This window comes from Acetobacter garciniae (assembly GCF_017377735.1).
Taxonomy (GTDB): domain Bacteria; phylum Pseudomonadota; class Alphaproteobacteria; order Acetobacterales; family Acetobacteraceae; genus Acetobacter; species Acetobacter garciniae.
Genome location: NZ_JAFVMH010000004.1, coordinates 162,556 through 183,873 on the forward strand (window position 1 = coordinate 162,556; position 21,318 = coordinate 183,873).

The following is a 21,318-nucleotide window of genomic DNA, read 5'->3' on the forward strand; positions in this document are numbered from 1 at the left end:
TGTATCGGTGACATCAAACAGGTCTAGATTTCAATATTGCTGAACTGGTCTTGGATTTTTGTCAGGTATTTTCTCATCATCCCCATCATTTCACGCGTTGCGGTGGATATGGCGGTATCGGAGCGATAAATAAACCCGAAGACCTCAAAAACATGCGGTTCAATCGGCACCCATTTAAGCCTGTCCTGATACCCAAGCTGATACAGGATCGGCCGGGTGGCCACGACATCTCCCAGCCCGCGGGCAGCCAGTTCGAAGGCTGTCGCCTGGTGTTCCACCTCTATCAACGGTTCGAGTTCGCGCCCCTTCGCCCGCGCCCGCCTGTTCAGGAGCTTCCTGATCGGATCGGACGTATTCCATTTGGCATCGCTCAGGATCAGGGGGGCGGCAAGTAACGCATCGATATCTTTTTTGCCGACCAGATGCTGTTCATTGGCACTGATATATCCGACCTGGGCGGACCAGACGGGTTCGCTGGTAATAAGGCTTTTATTATTGACGGGAAGCATGACCAGCCCGGCTTCGATCTGGCCGTCTATGACCGCTTCCGCGACTTCGCTTGAATTCAGCCCCACGACCTTGACGCGAACATGCGGGTGCAGATGCCTGAATTCCTCGATCAAATCGATCAGGAAATATTGATAAGCGCTGCCGAACGTGCCGAAACTGGCCACGCCACCCCGCAATTCCCGCACCGACTGCACGGCATCGTGCCCCTCCTGCACCGCCCGCAACGATGCCTTGGCATGGGGAATGAGCCGCCGACCGGCTTCGGTCAGGATCAGCTTGCGATTTGTCCTGATGAACAGATGCGTGCCCAAGGCGTTTTCCAAGCGCAAAATCTGATCGGAAAGCGATGGCTGCGAGATATTGAGGTGCTCAGCGGCTTTTGACAAAGTCCCGTGATCGATGGCCGCCAGGAAATAATGCAGTTGCTGCAAGGTCATGATTTCAATACCGCACCATACTTCGGAACAAATCGATCCATATTCCACAATACCTTTGAATGACCGTATATGGGCCTGCTGTCTCCATCAGGGGTGTTCTTCGCCATCAACACCTTTTATAATTTGCCGGCCACCTGCGACTAGTGCCCCCCACCACTCTCCCCTTGATCTTGCCCCCTTCGGGCAATACGGTCTTGTCGTCCATCAGCCTGCGTCCTCAGCCCCGCCCTGCTTCGCATCCTTGTTTTATATAGGTCTGACCTATGCGAGGCACGGACTTTCTGGCCTTCATAGCATCTTCCACCGGGCCTACGGTCGTATCGTTTGTGCAATGACCATCCTGTGGAAGGGGGTGCTACGCAATACTGCCGTCAGCCGAAATACACGGATGGCCTGATGCGTGGATGCCTGCCACCCGACAGCCACCGGCACGACACAGACCTGCCCCCCTGAAAACCATTGCCGAAGAACACCCGATCCGAGTCACGACATGGACAGCCCATATTCCGGGAATGTCCCAGCAAGGAGCGAACAATGCCACAAAACGACGCATCCATTCCCCGTCGCCTGGAAGGCCGCATTGCCCTGATTACAGGTGGCGCACGCGGCCAGGGTGCCGCCCATGCCCGCCGACTGGCCCAGGAAGGTGCCTGTGTGATTGCCGTCGATATTCTGGATGAAGACGGTGCTGCTCTGGCACAGGCCCTTCGGGACGAGAAACTGAGCGTCACGTACCGGCACCTGGATGTAACCAGTAAACCCGAATGGGCGGCACTGCATGACTATATCGCCCACACGCATGGAAAGCTGGATATTCTTGTCAATAACGCGGGCATTGTGCGGATCAACGATATCGCGCATGAAACGCTGGAAAACTGGACGCAGGTTCTCAACGTCAATCTGACAGGGGCATTCCTGGGCTTGCAGAGCATGATCCCCTTGCTGCGCAGCAGTGGGAATGCCTCTGTCATCAACACGTCATCCATTTTTGGTCCGTCCGGTGCCCCAGGCTATGTTGCCTATGCAACGAGCAAGGCGGGGTTGCTGGGTTTCAGCCGGACCGCGGCCCTGGAACTGGCCCCCGATGGCATTCGGGTCAATGCCCTTGTGCCAGGGGGTGTGAGCACGCCTTTGAATGAGGCGGAAAAAGAAGGCGGCGTCATTCCCGAAACACCGCTGCGGCGTCGGGCTTTCCCACAGGAACTGGCGGCGGCCGTAGCATTCCTGGCCAGCGACGACGCCAGCTTCATGACGGGCGCGGAACTGGTGGTGGATGGCGGGTTCAGCACCCGCTGACATCAGCAGGCGCAGGCCTTCCCCCTTTTTGCCCGGTCCAGGGTCGTCACGCTCTGCTCTGCTCTGCTCTGCTCTGCTCTGCTCTGCTCTGCTCTGCTCTGCTCTGCTCTGCTCTGCTCTGCTCTATATCAGGGCAAATTTTATCTATTGTCTACAAAGACTTCCCCGCATTTGTCGCAATACGCGAAACGTCAAGTATCCTCGCTTCCAGGCAAGTTTATCCCACGTTTTTCTGCATACAGATCACGCCTTTATTTGACTTTACGCCCCCTTGGGGGACGCGCGCCTTATTTGCGTAACCGTATCGATCTGTGAGAAAAATGATCCAAAGAGCACCGTCAGGATAAATGAACCGAAGAGGCGCGCGCCCATGCTGCGTTATTTCCCACTGGATGAATACGAAACACGCTGGCAGCGTGTCCTGGCTGAAATGGAGGCCAGAGGATTTGAAACAGCCGTAGTCTTCGGACGTGGCGGCGGCACGCTGGATAATTGTGGCGACATTCTTTACCTTTCGAACCACTACACCATTAGCAGCGGGCTTGATTCCCTGATCTGGTCGGCGCGGTCTTTTTCAGCCGTCATATTCCGCAAGGGGCAAATGCCCCGGCTGGTTATTGATGAACCGGCGGTCCGGAGGGATCTGGTCAGTATCGAGGATGTCACCTGTTCGAACCATCCGTTCCGCTGCGTGGCCGAAACCTTGACGGCCGAAGGCGTATGCGGCCCTGTGGCCCTGATCGGCACGCACTTTATTCCCGTAAAATACTACCAGCAGTTGCTGGATGCAGCACCCGCAATAGACTGGGTCGCCACCGATGACCTGGTCAAGGCTGTGAGGCGGATCAAGAGCCCCCGGGAACTGGAATGTTACCGCATAGCGGGGGAAAGTGCGACCATTGCCACCAACCGGCTTATGGAAGGGCTGACAAGCGGGCTTTCCGAGCAGGAAGCAGCGGGGGAGGCCGCGCGTGAGGTTGTGCGGCGCGGTGGGCGTATCCAGATGATCGGCACCAACCATGGCGAGACACTGGGCTTTGACCAGCGCTTTCCCCTGACGGGCTATAGCGCGGACGTGCCCCGCATGGGCGATATTGTCACGGGCACCGTGCATGCCGCGTTCTTTCAGGGCTACCTGCTCGACCCCGGGCGGACCGGCGTGCGCGGCAGGGCCACAGCCGATCAGAAACGCCTGATCGAAGCCGCGGTCGGGATCGTCCACCACCTGTCAGCCATGATGCGCCCGGGAACCAGACTGCTCGATGTCGCGGCCGAAGGCGACCGCCTGACAAGGGAGTTCGGCGGGGCGGTCTCACCCATCATGAAGAACTTTCCCTTCTATGGGCATGGGATCGGGCTCGGCTTTGAATATCCCCGCATTTCTTCCGTCATGTCATTGCCAGAGGACCGTGTTGAGCAGAACATGGTTTTCGGTGTGGAGGCCTTTTTGTCGCTCGATGGCACGGGCTCCGCATTTTTCGAGGATATCATCATGATCGGCGAACACGACAATGAACTGCTGACACGCTCACCCGATTGCTGGTTCTGACCCGCGGGATCGCAGTCGGGTGGGGAAGAGCCCTGATTTTCGGAACCTTTCGCAGATGTCTTGACAGACAAGGAGCATGCCATGGCCGAAACACGTCGCAAGACCGGAAAAAACCACGCGGTTCAGCTTCCCGACGGAGCGGACATGGAACGTGCGTTTGTTGTGTCATCGCTGAATATTGCCATGCCTGAAAAGGTTTTTCGTGATTTCGAATATGCCCTGAACAGCATGACCATGACGTTTCAGCGCTGGATGCGCCACGGCATGATCCAGGCCGGCCACCCCGAACTGTCCGCCCTGGAGATACTGGTGTTGCGCAGCGTGAACCAGAACGGGCCAGATGAAAGCATTGCCAGCGTCATGGCCCATCTTCAACTGAGCGAACGCCACCCCCTTGATTACGCCCTGAAGAAACTTGACCGGCTGGGGCTGATAACGCGCCGCCGACAGAGAAAGGAGGTGTTCGTGGGCCTGACCGACAAGGGGCGCAAGGCCTGCCGGGACCACGCCCGGCTTCAGCACCAATGCCTGCTGGCCGCCATGCCACAGGACCGCAAAATCGCCAATATGGCCCTGACCGAACTGACCGGCATGATCCGCCAACTGGCCGCCATTTACGATCATGCCATAGCGGTTTCCGACGCCACCTGACATACGGCCCTTTGGCTGAAACAGACAAGACGCCCGCTGCGGGCAGCTCTCTCGCACCTGCCTGCCCTATATTTGGGCGCACACGCCCCCCGCAGGCCACGCCGACCTGCCTACCTGACGTTGCACCGCATAAGTGGGATGGTCGCGCCGTTTGCTGCTTACGCCCACCGCATGTGACCGGACTGGATAGGCCGGCTGTAACTGTCGGGCAATAAATGGAATGGCACCGCGGCAGCCCGTCTCATTACAATGCAGCAATATGCGGCTTATAGCGCAAAGTGTTTAGAAAAACAGACATTATACATATAGTACAGAATACCAGCCTTGCCCGTGCGCTACGGGGAACGAAATAGCCTTTCGGGCCTCCGGAGATCTGTTTTGCCGCCGATGCGACTTCCTTATTCCGACACGACCATCGTTAATGCGACAGGTGGAACGTCGTATTTAAAGAAATAAAGAAGCACTAAAAAAAACTTTATTGAGAATTAAGGGACCTCGACAAATTATTGTGGACAAACTGTCGGCCCAATACCCGCGCCCGGGCGCACCACTTCCATGTGACTTATACGCAACACATATTCCGTCTTTAAATTTCGGGTATCATTTCTTCCTTGCGGCGCATTTATCTTATTCCGTTATAATCCCGTAACGAGAATCGATACCTGCAAGGGGTATTTCACGGAATTGGCGGATCAGACAGCATCTTTCCTCCAGCGCGTGCGCATGCTGCCGATACCCCGCCAACAGACCGGGAAGAATACCTTACGGGACGAAACAGGACGGTGGAAAAGGCCCGGTAACACCCGCGTAATAAAACCGTCGTCGAAATGTCATTGAATAGTCACGGGTCATATACGACCCAGGTTTGTATTTTCGCCCCAACAACTTCAGCCGCCCCGCGCCGGGACCGGCTGGCCGGAACAGACAACTTAAAGGTGAGGGTATGACCCGTAGCAAAAAGCTCTTTCTTTCCACTTGCCTCACTACCGTGATGATCTCCGGGGCGACCGCCAACGCAGCAACGACACGCACCAAGTCGCAGTCTGCCACGCACTCCGCCTCCCAGGCCGCCACCAAATCCGCGGCAAAAACCGCTACCCCGACCTCCACCGTCGCAGCACGTCCGGCCACTGCTCCTGCCCCCGCACCCGTTCCCGGCAAGGCCGTAACGGCCCGCAACCAGGAAGCCATCATGGTTCTGGGTGCGGGTGCCGCGCGCGAAACGCAGACAGTCTCGCGCACCGCCATTTCGCAGTATGTGCCCGGCACCAGCCCGTTCAAGGCGCTGTCCAAGCTGCCTGGGGTCATGTTCACCTCGTCCGATCCGCTGGGATCGTATGAATGGTCGCAGCAGATCATTATCCGCGGCTTCGACCAGAGCCGCCTTGGCTTCACCATGGATGGCGTGCCTTTGGGCAACCTAGCCTATGGTAATGACAACGGCCTTTCCATCGGTCGTGCGCTCCAGACCGAAAACAACGGTGCTGCGACACTCAGCCAGGGTGCCGGCTCGGTCGGCGTTGCGGCGGCCAACAACCTGGGTGGTGCCCTGGAATTCACCTCCATCGCCCCCACCGACAAGTTCGGCGTGGATGTGTCGGGCACGATCGGCTCGGCCTCGACCTGGCGCACCTTCATGCGCGTCAACAGCGGCCTGCTGCCTGGCGGCGGCAAGTTCTTTGTCTCCTACGACTATCAGGACGCGAACAAGTGGAAGGGCGACGGCATCCAGCGCCAGCAGCAGGCCAATGCGAAATTCGTCCAGCCGCTGGGCGATCACGTCAAGCTGACCCTGTTCGGGGACTGGTCCTTGCGGCAGGAAAACGACTACCAGGATCTCTCACTCGCCACCATCAAGCAGTATGGCTACCGGGTTGACAACATTACCGGCAACTACCCGCTGGCCAAGCAGATCGGCTATGCCTACCAGAACAACACCCCTTATCCGGCAGGCATCGGCACCACCAACTACGGTAGCGCACCCGATTTCGAGTATTACAACGCGGCGGGCCTGCGGCAGGACGCCATGGGCTATGGCCGGTTCGACTTCGATATCAATAGCAGGCTCAAGGCCTATGCGACCGTTTACGGCCACACCAATAGCGGTGAAGGCGTGTGGGTAACACCTTACACACCCACACCCGAAGCGCTGGGCGGCTCGCCCCTGTCGGTTCGTACGACCGAATACGGCATCCATCGCGAAGGCTTTATGGGCGGTGTGACCTACAAGATCGGCACCCACACGATCGAAGGCGGTTTCTGGTTCGAAAACAACGATTTCGAACAGGCACGCCGCTTCTATCCGCTGGCGCTGGACACCACGCCGGGCAGCACCCACTGGTATAAGGGCAATTCCTTCGATACCGCGTGGCAGGCTGCCTTCAACACCAAGACCTATCAGGTCCATTTGCAGGATAACTGGCAGGTCACCCCGGCCCTTAAGCTGAATTACGGCTTCCGTTCACTGATCGTGGACAGCTCCGCCCGCCAGCTTGGCAGCAATTCGATGGGCGTGATCGGCAATGACGGCTACCCGTCGGGTTCCATCCAGTCGTCCAACGGCTTCCTGCCCCAGATCGGCGCCAATTACCGCGTGAACCGTCATAACGAAATCTTCGCCGATTTCTCGCGCAACATGTCCGCGTTCGACAATTCCCAGACGGGGGCCACCAGCCCGTTCGCCACGACAATCGCCGGTTACAACGCCATCAAGGGCAAGATCCGCCCCGAAATGGCCTATTCGGAAGAAATCGGTTACCGCTACCACGACTCCAACATCCAGGCGTCGGTCACCGGTTACTATGTCGAATTCGAGAACCGCCTGGCCTCCATTACCCAGGGTGTTGGCATTCAGGGCAATGCCGCGGTGCTGGCCAACGTGGGTAACGTGACGACACGCGGCGTGGACGTGGCCTTCAACTACCGCTTTGCCATGAACTGGTCGATCTACGCATCCTACGCCTTCAACGACTCCAAATACGATAACAACATGACCACGGGCGGGATCACCTATTACACGAAGGGCAAGGATGTCGTGGCCATGCCGCGTAACCTCGCCAACGTGCAGCTTGGCTATGATGACGGCACCATCTGGGGCAACGTCAACATGCAGTTCCAGGACAAGCGGACCTATACCTACCTGAACGACTCCTGGGTGCCGGCCAACGATATTTTCAACCTCAACCTTGGTTATCGCGTGCATAGCGACAATTTCTTCCTGCGTGGGCTGGACGCCCAGATCAATGTCAGCAACCTGTTCGACAAGCATTATGTTGCAACGGTGGGGAGTAACGGGTTCGTCTTCTCTGACCCGTCACATACCTTCGCCACCCTTCAGGCGGGCTCACCGCGCATGGTCTTCTTTACCCTGCGCAAGCATTTCTGAGCGCAACACGCCTTTAGTCTTACAGTCGCAAGGAGCCTTGCCTCGATGTCCGCAACGCCTGGTCGCCGCAGTTTTCTCAAGTTCGCAGCAGCCCTTGCGGCAAGTGGCGCCATGCCTGACAACCTCAAGCGCGCGTTGGCCATAGCCCCCAACCGCGCCACGGGCACGATCCAGGATGTCGAGCATGTGGTGATCCTGATGCAGGAAAACCGCTCCTTCGATCATTATTTCGGCTGCCTGAACGGCGTGCGGGGTTATGGCGACCCGCGCGCCGAACGCCGCAAGGACGGGCACAGCGTGTTCGCCCAGCCTGACGGCCACGGCAAATATATTCTGCCATTCCAGTTTGAAACCGCCCATACGTCCAGCGCGTGCCTGGCCAGCCTGGACCATAGCTGGAAGGGCACGCAGGCCGCCTGGAACGACTGGGATATCTGGATTGCGCGGAAAACGGCCATGACAATGGGCCATTTCACCCGCACCGAAATACCCTATTATTACGCGCTGGCCGACGCCTTTACCATTTGCGACGCCTATCATGCCTCGATCTTCGGCCCGACCAACCCAAACCGGCTCTATTTCTTTACCGGCACAAGCGGCCTGGCGGCGGGCGATGACGGCAAGCAGGTGATCGACAATGTCGATGACGGCAACTGGACCGCCGACATGGCGCTCGACCACCCGGATTTCAAACCCTTCGGTTGGGAAACCTACCCCGAACGCCTGCAAAAGGCCGGGGTGACGTGGCGCGTCTACCAGGAATACGACAATTTCGGTGACAACCCGCTGGCCTCTTTCGCGGCCTTCAGGAAGGTCTCCCCCAAATCCTGGCAGTATCGCCAGGCCCGCCAGATCGTTCCCGGTTCGACCCATGAAAACAAGGATACATCCGAAGGCCGGTACCTGGTGCAGGCCTTCGAGCACGATATCGCCAATGGCACGCTGCCGCAGGTCTCGTGGATCGTGCCGCCAACGGCCCTGACGGAACACCCCAACGCCCCGCCGGGCTATGGGGAATTCCTGATCTCGCAGCTTATGGACGTGTTTGTCCGCTACCCCGATGTGTGGGCAAAAACTGTCTTCATTCTCAATTACGATGAAAATGACGGTTTTTTCGACCACGTGCCGCCGCCGGTTCCCGCACTTGACGCAACACAGGGTGCCAGCACCGTCAGCACCGCGGGGGAGAGCTTTCACGGCGTGCCTGTAGGGCTTGGCCCACGCGTGCCTGCCATTATCATCTCGCCGTGGACAAAAGGCGGGTGGGTCAATTCGCAGGTCTTCGACCATACGTCAGTCCTGCGTTTTCTCGAAGCGCGTTTCGGCGTCGCGGCTCCGCTGGTCACGCCCTGGCGGCGGGCGATTTCGGGCGACCTGACCTCGGTATTCGATTTCACCCGGCCAGATCCGGTCTGGACGGCGGAACTACCGAACACCGCCGATTATCTGGCTGAAACACGCCATTCCTGCATGCTGCCCGCGCCACAAATTCCGACCCACCAACATGCGCCGGTGCAGGAGGCAGGCCAACGCCCCGCCCGCCCGCTGCCTTATGCGCTCCATGCCGACCTGATCGAACCCGGGCAGATTCGCCTGGGCAATAGCGGGGCCGAAGGGGCCGTGCTGCGGGTGATCGACGCCACAGGTGCGCGGCACTTTACATTAGGGGCGGGGGCTGAACTGAATGCTGCCGTGCAAAATACCGGCGTGGTTACGGTGCATGGTCCCAACGGGTTTTACCGCGCGTTCGATGCGGCAGGCACACTCCTTGCCGCGCTGAGCGTGGACCCCACGCTGGATTTTGTAACCCTCTCCCTGTCACGCGGCGCCGGCACCAAAGCAGCATCGCTGAGCCTGCGGCTGCACGATGCCTATGCGGGCACGAACGAAACACTTGTCGTAAGCGGGGATACACCACAGGTCGCGCAGTTGCCGGTGGCGAAACAGGACCACTGGTACGATCTTTCCATTTTCCACGGCAAGACATTGCTGGCGCAGTTCGCCGGGCATGTGGAAACCGGCCGCCCCAGCCGCACCGATCCGCTGATGGGCAGGGGTACTGCCGGGGTCCACGCTTGATGGCCGTTTCGCGGCGGCAGCTTATTGCTGCGGGCGGTGCGGCGTTCGGTACCCTGCTGGCCCCCCGCCTTGCTGGCGGCATTTTTGCCGATGCGGCCCCCCTTGCCGCCGATACAGCGCCGGACCTGCCCGCCCCCGCCGCCCATGGCGATCTTGCACCCCTGAAATGGGCACCGCGAAACCGGGCATTTCTTCAACGCCTTATTGCCAATTACGGTATCGGCAGCCCCCATTACAACCCGGCGCAAAAACCCTATGCCGTGTTCGACTGGGACAATACCTGCATTGCGGGCGACTGCGAAGAAACGCTGATGCGCTATGCGGCGACCCATTTCCGGTTCGCATTGTCCCCGCAGGATTTTGCGCGTGCGATCGCGCTGGATGTGCCAGCCCGCCCGCTCGATCCCACATTGACCACAACGACCGGCAAGCCCGTATCGCTGGGCGACATCCAGGCCGACCTGCTTGCGGACTATACGGCACTGGCCGCCCGTTCAGGCCCGATCCCTATGGATAATCCGGCCCTGCTGAGCCTGAAAAGCAAATTACTGTTCGCCTATAACGCGATCGATGCCAGCTATGACGCCGATGTATCCTGCCGCTGGATCATCCGGCTGTTCAGTGGCCTGTCGCATGAACAGCTTGCGGCCCTCGCCAAGGATTCCAATCTTTGGCACCTTGGTCAGGGTATCAGGCAGGATATGTGGACCACACCCGCGCAGCGCCCGGGCCGTGCGGGGCTTGTCGCCTGCCCGGCCCTGACCGCCCTGCGCCTGACGCCCGAAATTGCCGACCTGCAGGCAACCCTGCGCCGCTGCGGCATAGATGTGTTTGTCTGCTCCGCATCACTCGAAGACGTCGTGGCCGTTTTCGCGACCGACCCGGATTTTGGCTATAACCTCCCGCGTGAGAATATCCTGGGCGTGCGTATGACCTGGCCGGGCGGCAAGCTTGGGCTGGAGCCGGCAGCGGGCTGGCCCGTTACGGTCAAGGCTGGCAAGGTGCGCGCCTTGCACGCGGCCCTTGCCGACAAGCGCGGTTACGGACCGGTTCTGGTCTGCGGCGACAGCAGTGGCGATTACGCGATGATGACCGCCTTTGCCGACACCCGACATGCCCTGATCGTCAACCGCTGCCTGGGCGGGGAAATCGGCCAGCTTTCCGCCAGGGCGGCGGCCCAGATCGATGACAAGCACCCCCGTTTCCTGCTCCAGGGCCGCAATGAGAATACGGGGGAATGGCGCCCCTCCGAACGGGCGATAAAACTGGGCGAAGACACCCCGCGCCTGCTGGCAGATAAGGCGTGACGGGCTGAGCCCAGCACCTTCCTGCCGGTTTGCCCAAAGCCGATCCCGGATCTGACGCGTGCCCGACCGGTTTGGTATTCAGGCGGTGCGTCAAAATCTGATCAGATCGGCCTAAGGGCTGCGTTTCGGGCTGGCATCCCCCTTTGATCCGCCAGTTCGGGCGAAGGCACTCCGTGCCTCGCCGGGACGGATTTTGATGCTCCGGGTCAAGGAATGACGCGGCTTTATCGCCAGAACTCGTCTGTCTTGTGAAAATCCTTCCATAGGCGCGGCAGGTCGTGCAGCGATTTTTTCCTTCGTTTATGGCTCCGCTGGACGATATCCGCACAAAAGGACGCAAGGTTCGGATGGGCCAGGGCCAGGCTGTCGGCCAGGGTTGCGGCCACCGCCGCGTCATTGATCTCGCCCAATGCGGATTGCAGGCCCCGCCCCAGCTTGAGGTACGGTTTGACGTGACGGGCCGGATAGAAGGCCGTGAAATAATCGGCACTGTAGCGCAGCCTTTTCAGCGCCTTGCGCAAAGTATGCAGCCCCTTGGGGTCCAGATGCCCCACCCCCCGACCGCGACGCGCGACCTTGCGGGCAAACCGGTCGAGCCGTTTGGGCACAAACGCACAAAGGGGATCCGGGTCAGCTGCGCTGCCCGGAACAAAGGGCGTATCCTCCACCCAGGCCATAAGCTCCAGCGCCATCATGGTCGGGGCGGGACCGCTCAGTTCCGCATGCAGATCCTCATGGGCGGCGGCCCTTTTTTCTTCGGCCGCCGCGACAAGCTGCGGGCATTCATCCAGTTCCCGGGGGTCAAAGGCCGCAGGCAGGGTTTGCAGGCAGAACACATCCCAATCCCTTGCCACGCCAAGCACCTGCCCCAGTCGCTGCAATGCCTCTTCGAACCGTTCCAGTTCCGGCGGAGCAAGACGGGGGGTGAACAGCCGCAGCACCGTGCGGAGCTTGCGGATCGCAACCCGCATGTCATGTATGCCGTCGGGCTGCCCGGCCTCGGCCGCAGGCTGGTTGCCGATCAGGACCGCCAGTTGGGAGCGCACGATCATCCTGAACGCATCCTCGGTCGGGGTTTCCGGGGCCAGGAGCACCACAGGTTCGGCCACCGGTTCGGGCAGCCCACCCCGTAACAGCCGGTACCCACGCCCGGCCTTGGTTTCGACCCCGATCCGCAGGGGCAGGTCGGCCAGCAGGCGCAACGCCAGGCAATAGACCTGCAAAACGGGGCCTTCCTTCAGTTCCAGTTCCAGTTCGCGGACCGGCTCTTCCCCCCCGCCGGCGCGGACCGCGCCTTCATCGATCGCCGCCTCGATCACCGCGCCCCCATACGCCACAAGATGCACGCTGCGCCGAATATCGCTGACCAGGACCGGCATCAGCTTTTCAGCCAGCGCAGGCCCGAAGACTGCTGCCGGCGTCTTGGCCAGCAGGGTCGTATCGGGCCGGTTTGTCCTGACGGGCCATGCCCATTCATCGCGGCTGGCGGCAAGCCCGCCGCCCGCTGCATCCGACTTCAAGGTCTGGGTATAGGCCCCGCCGGACTGCCGCACCCGTAGGGACAATCCTTTCTCGTACAAGGCAAGGGCTGGTGTATCGTAATAGGTGGTGAGCAGATGGTGGTGGACCACGCCGGACACCAGCCCGTCGCACAAGGCGGGATGCCGATCGAGACCCGGGCGATCCGGGGCCGAAAAAAGCAGTTTCAGCTCGATTTCCTGCGGGGGCGATGTCGGGGCGGTCATCGTCTCTCCTGACAATCCGGGCGGGCAGGGTCTTACCGCTCTGCAACGCGATACAGAGTGCCGCGGATGCACGACCTGCGCGAGGAAAAACGCAAGGGCTCCCGCAATCGGGGCACACAGGGCAGGAGCTTGCCAAAAATACTGGTCAGGGCCGCCTCGCATCCCTTCATTTCTTGCAAATAAATCCACCGCCATGCGTTACACCAGACAGGATCGCACCCGAGCGTGTTTGGGAAAAATGCGTGCCCTGACGGCTGACAAACTTCCGGACCAACGCCATGGCTCGGCTGGCTGAGCCCTTACGCCAATGGGGATAACGCCCATGACTGTCGAAACTGCGCCCCGCATGACTTTGCACGATGACAGCGTGCCCGAACGTCTGGTCGCGGCCCTGCAGGACTATGGTGAACCCCTGCCCGCGCTGGAAGAAATCGAGGCGTTCGGTACCTGTTTCGACCGCTTTGGCGATGCGCGGGTCATCCTGTTGGGGGAGGCAACCCATGGCAGTGCGGAATTCTACCGCGCGCGGGCGGCCATTACGCGCAGGCTGATCGAACGCCATGGTTTCAGCATTGTCGCGGTAGAGGCGGACTGGCCCGACGCCGCCCGGATTGACGATTACGTACGCCACAACGCGCGCCGCCCCTGGCGTGGCCCTGCCTTCACGCGCTTTCCCGCCTGGATGTGGCGGAATGAGGATGTCGCGGCTTTTGTCCGCTGGCTGCACCACCATAACGAAAGCTGCATGGCCGATCAGCGTGTATCCTTTCATGGGCTGGATATCTACAGTCTTGGCCAGTCCATTCATGCGGTGTTGGACTATCTGGACACCCACGACCAGCAGGCGGCAAAGCAGGCCCGCCAGCGTTACGGATGCCTGACACCCTGGCAGGACAACCCCGCCCTTTACGGCCAGATGGCGATACGCGCGCAAAGCGACAGTTGCGAAAATGCCGCCGTCGCCCAATTGCGCGACCTTCTGGCCCAGCGCCTGCACGCTCTGCACGACGATGGGGAGGCTTGGTTCGACGCGGTGCAGAACGCCCGCGTCGTGCGCGCGGCCGAGCAGTATTACCGCATCATGTATCGTGGCACGAACGAAAGCTGGAACCTGCGCGATCGGCATATGTTCGCAACGCTGCAAGCTTTGCTCACCCACCGGGGCGATGCAGCCAAGGCGGTCGTATGGGCGCATAATTCGCATGTGGGAAACGCCGCCGCCACCGCCATGGGGTGGGAAGGGCAGTTCAATATTGGCGAGCTATGCCGCATGGCCCATGGGGACGATGCGGTGCTGATCGGCTTTGGCACCGATCGCGGCACCGTGGCCGCCGCCAGCACATGGGACGGGCCGATGGAGGTCAAGGCGCTGCGCCCCGCCCGGCCCGACAGTTACGAACATGCCTTTTCGCGCGCCGGGCTTGCATGCAGCCTGACCGAGTGGCGGCACGGCAACCCCCTGCTGCGCGAACAGTTGAGCACCCCGCTGCGCGAACGGGCGGTGGGCGTGATCTATCGCCCCGAAACCGAACTGGCCAGCCATTATTTCGAAGCATCGCTGGCCGATCAGTTCGATGCCTTTGTCTGGTTCGAACAGACAAAAGCCGTTGCCCCGCTGGGGCCCGAACACCCGCATGGCGCGCCCGAAACCTGGCCATTCGGCCTGTAGGCCCGGTTCGTCACGCTTTCGCGCCGGCTCCGCCCCGGGCGGTGGAAACCGACAGGAGGCATTAAAAAATGTCTGATTCCGCGCAATTTTTTAAAAACCGGTGCGAAGCGGGACAAGCGCTGGGTGCAGCGCTGCTCCCGCTTGCTGCCACCCACCCCCTGGTTCTGGCATTACCACGCGGCGGGGTGCCCGTGGCGTTCGAAGTCGCCCAGGCCCTGAACGCGGAGATGGACCTGCTGTTCGTTCGCAAGATCGGCATGCCGGGTCACGAGGAATACGGGCTGGGTGCGGTGGTGGACGGAGCAGCCCCGCAGGTCGTGCTGGACCAGGCCATTCTGCGGGCCATGCAGATCGATGCGCAGACAATCCAGACGGTCGTGGACCGCCAGTTGCGTGAAATCGAACGCCAGCGCTGGCTTTACACCGGCAACCGCCAACCGCGCCCCGTGACCGGCCGGGTGGTGATCGTGGTGGATGACGGGATCGCCACGGGTGGCACCATGCGCGCAGCCTTGCAGGCCCTGCGCCGCAACCACCCCGCCCGGCTTGTGCTGGCGGTACCGGTTGCGGCCCCCGACAGCCTCCAGCTTCTCAGCGACGAATGCGATCAGGTGGTCAGCCTGATCCAGCCAGCCCGCCTTGCCGCCGTTGGTGCGTTTTACGAAGACTTTTCGCAAGTCGAGGATACCGAGGTCATGCGCCTGATCGAAGCCGCCGACCAACGGGAAAATGCCCGATCGGCGGGTGCGGGGCGCAAAGTGCCGAAGCAGGCATGACGCACGCCGATACGGCCCGTCCCGCCCAAAAGCCCGGTCCCTGACGAAAAAGCATTCCCACCATGTCCCCTCCCCCGAACACGCCAGGACCGACACAGCCCCATAACACGGGGGACAGCCACCCCCCAGACCTGGCCCTGTTCTGGACCCTCCCGCCCGAGGCGTTGGGCCAGGCCCTGCAATCCGGGCCGGAGGGCCTGAGTGCGGGGGAAGCCAAGCGCCGCCTGGAGCAGTACGGCCCCAATACCGACAGCAAGCCCCACACCACCAGCACGCCACGCGCCGTCATGCGGCGCCTGTTCGAACCGCTTTCCCTTATCCTGCTGGGGGCGGGGGCTGTGTCCGTGGCGACGGGCGATGCCAGCGGCGGGTCCATTATCGTGGCCATTCTGGTCCTGTCCATCGGGCTCGACACCGTTCAGGAGGGATATGCGCTCAAGGCCGCCGAAGCCCTGAAACAATCCGTGGCCCTGCGCGCGGAAGTCCGGCGCGATGGCATTTTTGTGCCGGTCGATGTCAGCACCGTCGTGCCCGGCGATATAGTGCGTGTGCGGGGCGGCGATATCATACCCGCCGATGCACGGGTTCTGGCCAGCAACAGTTTCACGGTGGATGAGGCCGCCCTGACCGGTGAGCCCTATCCGGTGGAAAAACGCCCCGGCACGGTTGCGGCCCAAAGCCCGGCCGACGCCACCAACGCGGTGTTCCGGGGTGCCGTGGCCCAGACGGGAGAGGCCACGGCCCTGGTGGTCGGCACCGGACGCGCCACGTTGTTCGGCAGTGCGGCCGCGATCCTGGACGAGGCGCAGGCCCCCTCCCCCTTCCAGCGTGACCTGCATGCCTTCGGGCTGGTCATCGCCCGGCTGACACTGGCCCTTGTGGTGATCGTTCTGGCCATGCGGGTGATCATGGGCAGGCCCGCCCTGGAATCGCTGATGTTCGCCGTGGCGCTGGCCGTGGGGCTGACACCCGAACTGCTGCCCATGATCACCACCGTCACCCTTTCACGCGGGGCGGTGCGCATGGCGCGGCGCAAGGTTATTGTCAAACGCCTTGCCGCCATACACGATCTGGGGGCCATGACCGTGCTATGCACGGACAAGACCGGAACACTGACTTCGGCCGAAATCACGCTGGCTGACACGCTTGATGCGGCTGGCCGCCCTGCCCCGCGCCCGGCCATGCTGGGGGCGATCGCGGCACGACTGGGGGGTGACCGCGGAGCGCTCGACCAGGCATTGGCGGAATTTCCCGCAACACCGGGGGATGCGGGCTGGACGTTGCAGGCCCAGCGCCCCTTCGATTTCAGCCGCAGGCTTGGCTCGGTCCTGGCCCTTGGGCCCGAAGGCCCGCTGCTGATCGTCAAAGGCGCGGTCGAAGCCATCCTGCCCCTGTGCACCACCCTGCGCGCGGACAGCACGCCCCCCTTGGACGAGCCCGCACATGCGCTGATCACAAGCCGCATCCAGACCCTGGCGGAGGAGGGGAAAAGAACCATCGCCATCGCGTCGCGCCCATGGGGCGGTGCTGCGAACGACATTGACGACCACGCCCTGACCGGGCTGGTTTTCGAAGGGCTGTGCACCTTTACCGATCCGCCCAAACCCACCGCAAGTGCCGCGATTACCCGGCTCAAGGAACGAGGGATCGCGCTGCGGATCCTGTCGGGGGACGATCCGGTCATTGTCCGCCGGGTTGCAGGTCTGGTCGGGATCGATGTCAGCACCATTCTGTCGGGCCCTGACATTGCAGCCCTGAGCGATGAGGCACTGGCCGTCCAGGTCCAGACGGTTCACGCCTATGGTCGCCTGGCGCCGGACCAGAAATCGCGGATTGTCCACGCCCTTCAGGCCCGGGGGGCTGTTGTGGGTTACCTGGGCGACGGCATAAACGATTCACCGGCGCTAAAAGTGGCTGATATCGGGCTGTCGGTCTCGGGGGCCACGGGTGTTGCCCAGGCGGCGGCCGATATGATCCTTCTGGCCCCGGACCTTGAGGTCGTGGCCGACGGGGTGGAGGAAGGGCGGCGGACATTCGCCAATATCCTGAAATATGTGCGCATGGCGGCCAGTTCCAACCTGGGCAACATGCTGTCCATGGCCATTGCGTCGGTCACGCTGCCCTTCCTGCCCATGTTGCCGACCCAGATCCTGTTGAACAACCTGCTTTACGATTTTTCGGAAATCGGGATTCCCTTCGACACCGTAAGGCCAGAAGCCGTCGCCAGGCCGCAGGTATGGGACATGCGGGCCCTTGTGCGCTTCGCCGCCGTGATGGGGCCGCTGTCCTCGATCTTCGACCTTGCGACATTTGGCGTTCTTGTCTTCGTTTTTCAGGCAAGGGAGACCGAATTCCGCACCGCCTGGTTCCTTGAATCCATGGCCACGCAAATTCTGGTCATTTTCATTATCAGGACCAATGGCCGCGCCTGGCATGCCCGACCGGGGGCAGCCCTTGTGGTCTCCTCGCTCGCAGCACTGGCGCTGGCGCTGGTCCTGCCCTTTACCCCGCTGCGCGCCTGGTTCGGCTTCGATCCCCCGCCTTTGCCCGTGGCCCTGACCATCGGCCTGCTTGTCGGGCTTTATCTTGTCTGCGCGGAAGCGATCAAACGGTTTGCGATCATCCCGACCCGGCCACGCTGAACACTCCCTTACCGGGCGAGCGCCTGCACCAGGGCCTGGACAATCGCTTCGAGCATGATCCGGTCCGCCTGCGTGAAGCGGTCCTTCAGCGGGCTGTCCACATCGAGCACGCCCAGCAGCGCCCCACCCGCCAGCACCGGCACCACGATCTCGGAGGCGGAGGCCGCATCGCAGGCGATATGGCCGGGAAAATCATGCACGTCGGGCACGACACGCGTTCTTCGCTCCTGTGCCACCGTGCCGCACACACCCTTGCCAAGCGGTATACGGGTACAGGCCATGCGGCCCTGGAACGGGCCCAGCACCAGTTGCCCGTCTTTCCACAGATAGAAACCCGCCCAGTTCAGATCCGGCATGGCTTCGAAAATCAGGGCCGAGATATTGGCCATGTTGGCGATCAGATCCGTCTCGTCCGCTACCACCGCGGTCACGGCCGGGACAAGATCCGCTATCGTCAGGCGCTGGGTCGGAGCAACCATGGCCTATCATTCCTATGCAACATTGGGGCAATGCCGACTGGGCACGACGGGCGCCCACAGGTCAATCCCCCTTGCCGTAATGGAGCGAATGAATAGTTGCGCGACCCCGCAAGGGGGCACCTGCGCCATGCCGGGCCAAGCCCCCCTGGCCGGCCCCCGCGCCCTTCAAAAGACCTTGGAATAATAAATACATTTCCTGAATAGATAAAACCACCATCCGGCCCGAAACCCGGTGATCAGAAGCGGCGGCGCAGAGTTTTTTTGGAAAAAATGGTACAGGAATTCATTTTCCCTTCCCAAGAAAAACAAAACCTAAATACAATTATTCATACATATGAATACACATAAAATAAAATAACAAACGGAAATAAAAAAGAGACTCATTCATTGTCGGCGTGATCTTTATTTATAAAAAATATCTTGAAATATAGAAAGAATGATTATATAAACCCCTCAACACACATCATCTGTGCTTTCCATTCCGTGATGCGCGATCCTGTTTTCGTGCTCGCATCCAGTCGGCCCTGCTGTGTCATCGCGGGGGCCCAGCATCACGCATGCCCGCCGTCCGGTCTCCTTCGGGCTCTGTCCTATCGCGGGCTGCACTGAAATTTATAAGGAGAGAGCGTCTTGCCAGAGACAAGCCCTCAGACTGCTACACAACCTCGCGGATTTTCCGCACGTCTGGGCATTCCCCCATCCCTGTTTTTCGGTTTCGTCGGCCTGCTGCTTTTCATGGTCGGTGACGGGGTGGAGGCCGGGTATCTCGACACCTTCATGCTCCACCATGGCCATACCCAGGGCGATGTGAACCTGATGTTCACGACATATGGCGTGGCTGTCATGATTTCCGCATGGCTGGCGGGGCCCCTGTCCGATCTTTACGGGCCGCGCCGCACCATGTGGGCGGGGCTCTTTTTGTGGGCAGTGCTTGAAGCAGGCTTCCTGGCGCTGGGCCTGGGCCCTGACAACCTGACCATGACCCTGCTGTTCTATACGCTGCGCGGCTTTGCCTATCCGCTGTTCGCGTACGGTTTCCTGGTCTGGATCGCGGCTGTCACGCCCGCACGCATGCTGGGTTCGGCCGCCGGGTGGTTCTGGTTTTCCTTTTCCGCCGGGCTGCCCACACTGGGTTCGCAGTTCGCACGCTACACCATTCCCTATATCGGCGAGCTTGCAACATTCTGGTGTTCGCTGGGCCTGGTTATCCTGGGTGGGCTGATCGCATTGTTCGGTGTGCGCGAACCGACCGGATCGAAGCCGCTGGTTCCTGCAAACATGGATAAAAAGCAGGTCTTTTTCGGTTCCATCAGCATCATGTGGCGCGAGCCCAAAACCCTTGCGGCTGGCATTATCCGCACGGTCGACACATCCTCGGAATACGCGTTCCTGGCGATCATGCCCGCTTTCTTCATTGACGTGCTGCATTTTTCGCAAGCCCAGTGGCTGGACCTGCTGTCCCTGATCTTTTTGGGCAATATTCTGTTCAACCTTGCCGCGGGCATGCTTGCTGACAAGCTGGGCCACCGGTTCGTGGTTGCCGTTGGCGGCTGTGTGGGGTGCTGCATCACCATTCCGCTCTTCTACTACGTGCCGCTGTGGTATCCGGGCAACTTCACGCTTGCCGCCATTGCGGGCTTTATCTACGGCGGAACGGTTGCGGCCTTTGTGCCCATGTCCGGGCTGATGCCGCTGATCTGCCCCAAGGAAAAAGCCGCCGCCCTGTCCATTCTGGGGCTGGGTGCGGGGGCAAGCACCTGGGTCGGGCCTGCTGTCGTGGGGGTGTGTGAATCCTGGCTTGGCATGGGGCTGGAAGGCGTGATCTGGACATTTTCGGGTCTCTACCTTGCCGCCGGTGTCCTGACCCTGTGCCTGCGCATCTCCCCCGAAGCGCGCCGCCATACGGAAATGCTGGAAAAAAAGCAGAACCGCGCCCGGCAGGATGATTATGCCGTGGGCCAGGCAGCCTGAAAACCGCCCGCCCCGGCCCAACCTTGTGGCCGGGGCTTTTTTTGCCTATCATGCAGGTGATGTCGCGTTTTCCAGAAAAATCTGGCCGCGTCGGGGTAAATCGTCCAGAAGGAAAAAGACTGTCCCTGGCCGACAGTCCCGGCAGAGACAGCCGGTTTTCTGGAAAGCCCGGCCCATGCATATCGCCATTCTCACTTTCGATGGATACAACGAACTCGACTCCCTGATCGCCCTGGGGGTTCTCAATCGGGTCAAAAAGCCGGATTGGCGTGTATCCCTTGCCTGCCCCACCGCGCGTGTGACCTCCATGAACGGTGTGGTGATCGAGGCACAAGCCACGTTGGAAGAAGCCAGCCGTGCCGATGCCGTGCTGATCGGCAGCGGTATGCTGACCCGCGACATCGTGGCCAACAGCCAGATCATGGACCGGCTGAAGCTTGATCCATCCCGCCAGCTTCTGGGCGCGCAGTGTTCGGGCACCCTGATCCTGGCAAAGCTTGGCCTGCTGGACACAATTCCCGCCTGCACGGACCTGACAACCAGACCCTGGGTGAAGGAAGCGGGGGTGCGCGTGCTCGAACAGCCATTCTTTGCGCGCGGCAATATCGCAACGGCTGGCGGCTGCCTGGCCTCCCCCTATCTGGCGGCATGGGTCATTGCCCGCCTTGAAGGCCCGCAAGCCGCACAGGACGCCCTGCATTACGTAGCCCCGGTTGGTGAAAAGGAAAGCTACGTCACGCGCAGCATGGCGCATATCCTGCCAAGCCTGGCCGATACAACACCGGTGCGATCCCCGGCTTTGTCTGCCTGAAGGCTGCACCA

The 21,318-nt window shown here is 60.9% G+C and carries 14 protein-coding genes; 11 read left to right on the plus strand and 3 right to left on the minus strand.

The window, feature by feature from the left end; genetic code table 11:
* Positions 1 to 23: 23 nt before the first annotated feature.
* The gene (locus tag J2D77_RS10025; protein WP_207846143.1) at positions 24 to 947 is read right to left on the minus strand and encodes a LysR family transcriptional regulator; all 924 of its coding nucleotides are present in this window, start codon (positions 945 to 947) and stop codon (positions 24 to 26) included.
* Positions 948 to 1,481: 534 nt separating this feature from the next.
* Between J2D77_RS10025 and J2D77_RS10030 the strand changes: the two genes are divergently transcribed.
* From J2D77_RS10030 to J2D77_RS10055, 6 genes are all read left to right on the plus strand, one after another.
* On the plus strand, positions 1,482 to 2,243 hold the full coding sequence (locus J2D77_RS10030) for an SDR family NAD(P)-dependent oxidoreductase (protein WP_207846144.1): 762 nt from the start codon (positions 1,482 to 1,484) through the stop codon (positions 2,241 to 2,243).
* A 370-nt stretch (positions 2,244 to 2,613) separates the two neighbouring features.
* Positions 2,614 to 3,792: a M24 family metallopeptidase gene (locus J2D77_RS10035; protein WP_207846145.1), complete on the plus strand. Its 1,179-nt coding sequence runs from the start codon at positions 2,614 to 2,616 to the stop codon at positions 3,790 to 3,792.
* 81 nt (positions 3,793 to 3,873) lie between these two features.
* Complete coding sequence (locus J2D77_RS10040; RefSeq protein ID WP_207846146.1) at positions 3,874 to 4,443, plus strand: winged helix DNA-binding protein; 570 nt, start codon at positions 3,874 to 3,876, stop codon at positions 4,441 to 4,443.
* 943 nt (positions 4,444 to 5,386) lie between these two features.
* Positions 5,387 to 7,828: a TonB-dependent receptor gene (locus tag J2D77_RS10045; RefSeq protein WP_207846147.1), complete on the plus strand. Its 2,442-nt coding sequence runs from the start codon at positions 5,387 to 5,389 to the stop codon at positions 7,826 to 7,828.
* A 45-nt stretch (positions 7,829 to 7,873) separates the two neighbouring features.
* Positions 7,874 to 9,907, plus strand: a complete 2,034-nt coding sequence (locus J2D77_RS10050) for a phosphocholine-specific phospholipase C (protein ID WP_207846148.1) — start codon at positions 7,874 to 7,876, stop codon at positions 9,905 to 9,907.
* Complete coding sequence (locus J2D77_RS10055; protein WP_207846149.1) at positions 9,907 to 11,214, plus strand: haloacid dehalogenase-like hydrolase; 1,308 nt, start codon at positions 9,907 to 9,909, stop codon at positions 11,212 to 11,214. Before J2D77_RS10050 ends, J2D77_RS10055 begins: the two co-directional genes overlap by 1 nt.
* Before the next feature lie 224 nt (positions 11,215 to 11,438).
* On the opposite strand, the gene J2D77_RS10060 is transcribed toward J2D77_RS10055, so the two are convergent.
* Complete coding sequence (locus J2D77_RS10060; protein ID WP_207846150.1) at positions 11,439 to 12,959, minus strand: CYTH and CHAD domain-containing protein; 1,521 nt, start codon at positions 12,957 to 12,959, stop codon at positions 11,439 to 11,441.
* A gap of 322 nt (positions 12,960 to 13,281) precedes the next feature.
* Between J2D77_RS10060 and J2D77_RS10065 the strand changes: the two genes are divergently transcribed.
* The 3 genes from J2D77_RS10065 (at position 13,282) to mgtA (ending at position 18,046) form a co-directional block, all read left to right on the plus strand.
* Positions 13,282 to 14,628, plus strand: a complete 1,347-nt coding sequence (locus tag J2D77_RS10065; protein ID WP_230975703.1) for an erythromycin esterase family protein — start codon at positions 13,282 to 13,284, stop codon at positions 14,626 to 14,628.
* A gap of 68 nt (positions 14,629 to 14,696) precedes the next feature.
* A complete protein-coding gene (locus tag J2D77_RS10070; protein WP_207846152.1) occupies positions 14,697 to 15,404 on the plus strand; it encodes a phosphoribosyltransferase in 708 nt (235 codons plus the stop codon).
* Between the two features lie 62 nt (positions 15,405 to 15,466).
* Positions 15,467 to 18,046 carry a magnesium-translocating P-type ATPase gene (gene mgtA, locus J2D77_RS10075; protein ID WP_207846153.1) on the plus strand — a complete coding sequence of 860 codons (2,580 nt, stop codon included), beginning with the start codon at positions 15,467 to 15,469 and terminating at the stop codon, positions 18,044 to 18,046.
* Between the two features lie 8 nt (positions 18,047 to 18,054).
* On the opposite strand, the gene J2D77_RS10080 is transcribed toward mgtA, so the two are convergent.
* Positions 18,055 to 18,525 (minus strand): GAF domain-containing protein, encoded by a 471-nt coding sequence (locus tag J2D77_RS10080; RefSeq protein WP_207846154.1) that lies wholly within the window; start codon positions 18,523 to 18,525, stop codon positions 18,055 to 18,057.
* 630 nt (positions 18,526 to 19,155) lie between these two features.
* Between J2D77_RS10080 and J2D77_RS10085 the strand changes: the two genes are divergently transcribed.
* Together J2D77_RS10085 and J2D77_RS10090 are read left to right on the plus strand one after the other, a co-directional pair.
* Positions 19,156 to 20,496, plus strand: a complete 1,341-nt coding sequence (locus J2D77_RS10085) for an MFS transporter (RefSeq protein ID WP_207846155.1) — start codon at positions 19,156 to 19,158, stop codon at positions 20,494 to 20,496.
* 175 nt (positions 20,497 to 20,671) lie between these two features.
* Entirely contained in the window at positions 20,672 to 21,307 is a 636-nt protein-coding gene (locus J2D77_RS10090) for a DJ-1/PfpI family protein (RefSeq protein ID WP_207846156.1), read from the plus strand.
* Positions 21,308 to 21,318: the final 11 nt, after the last annotated feature.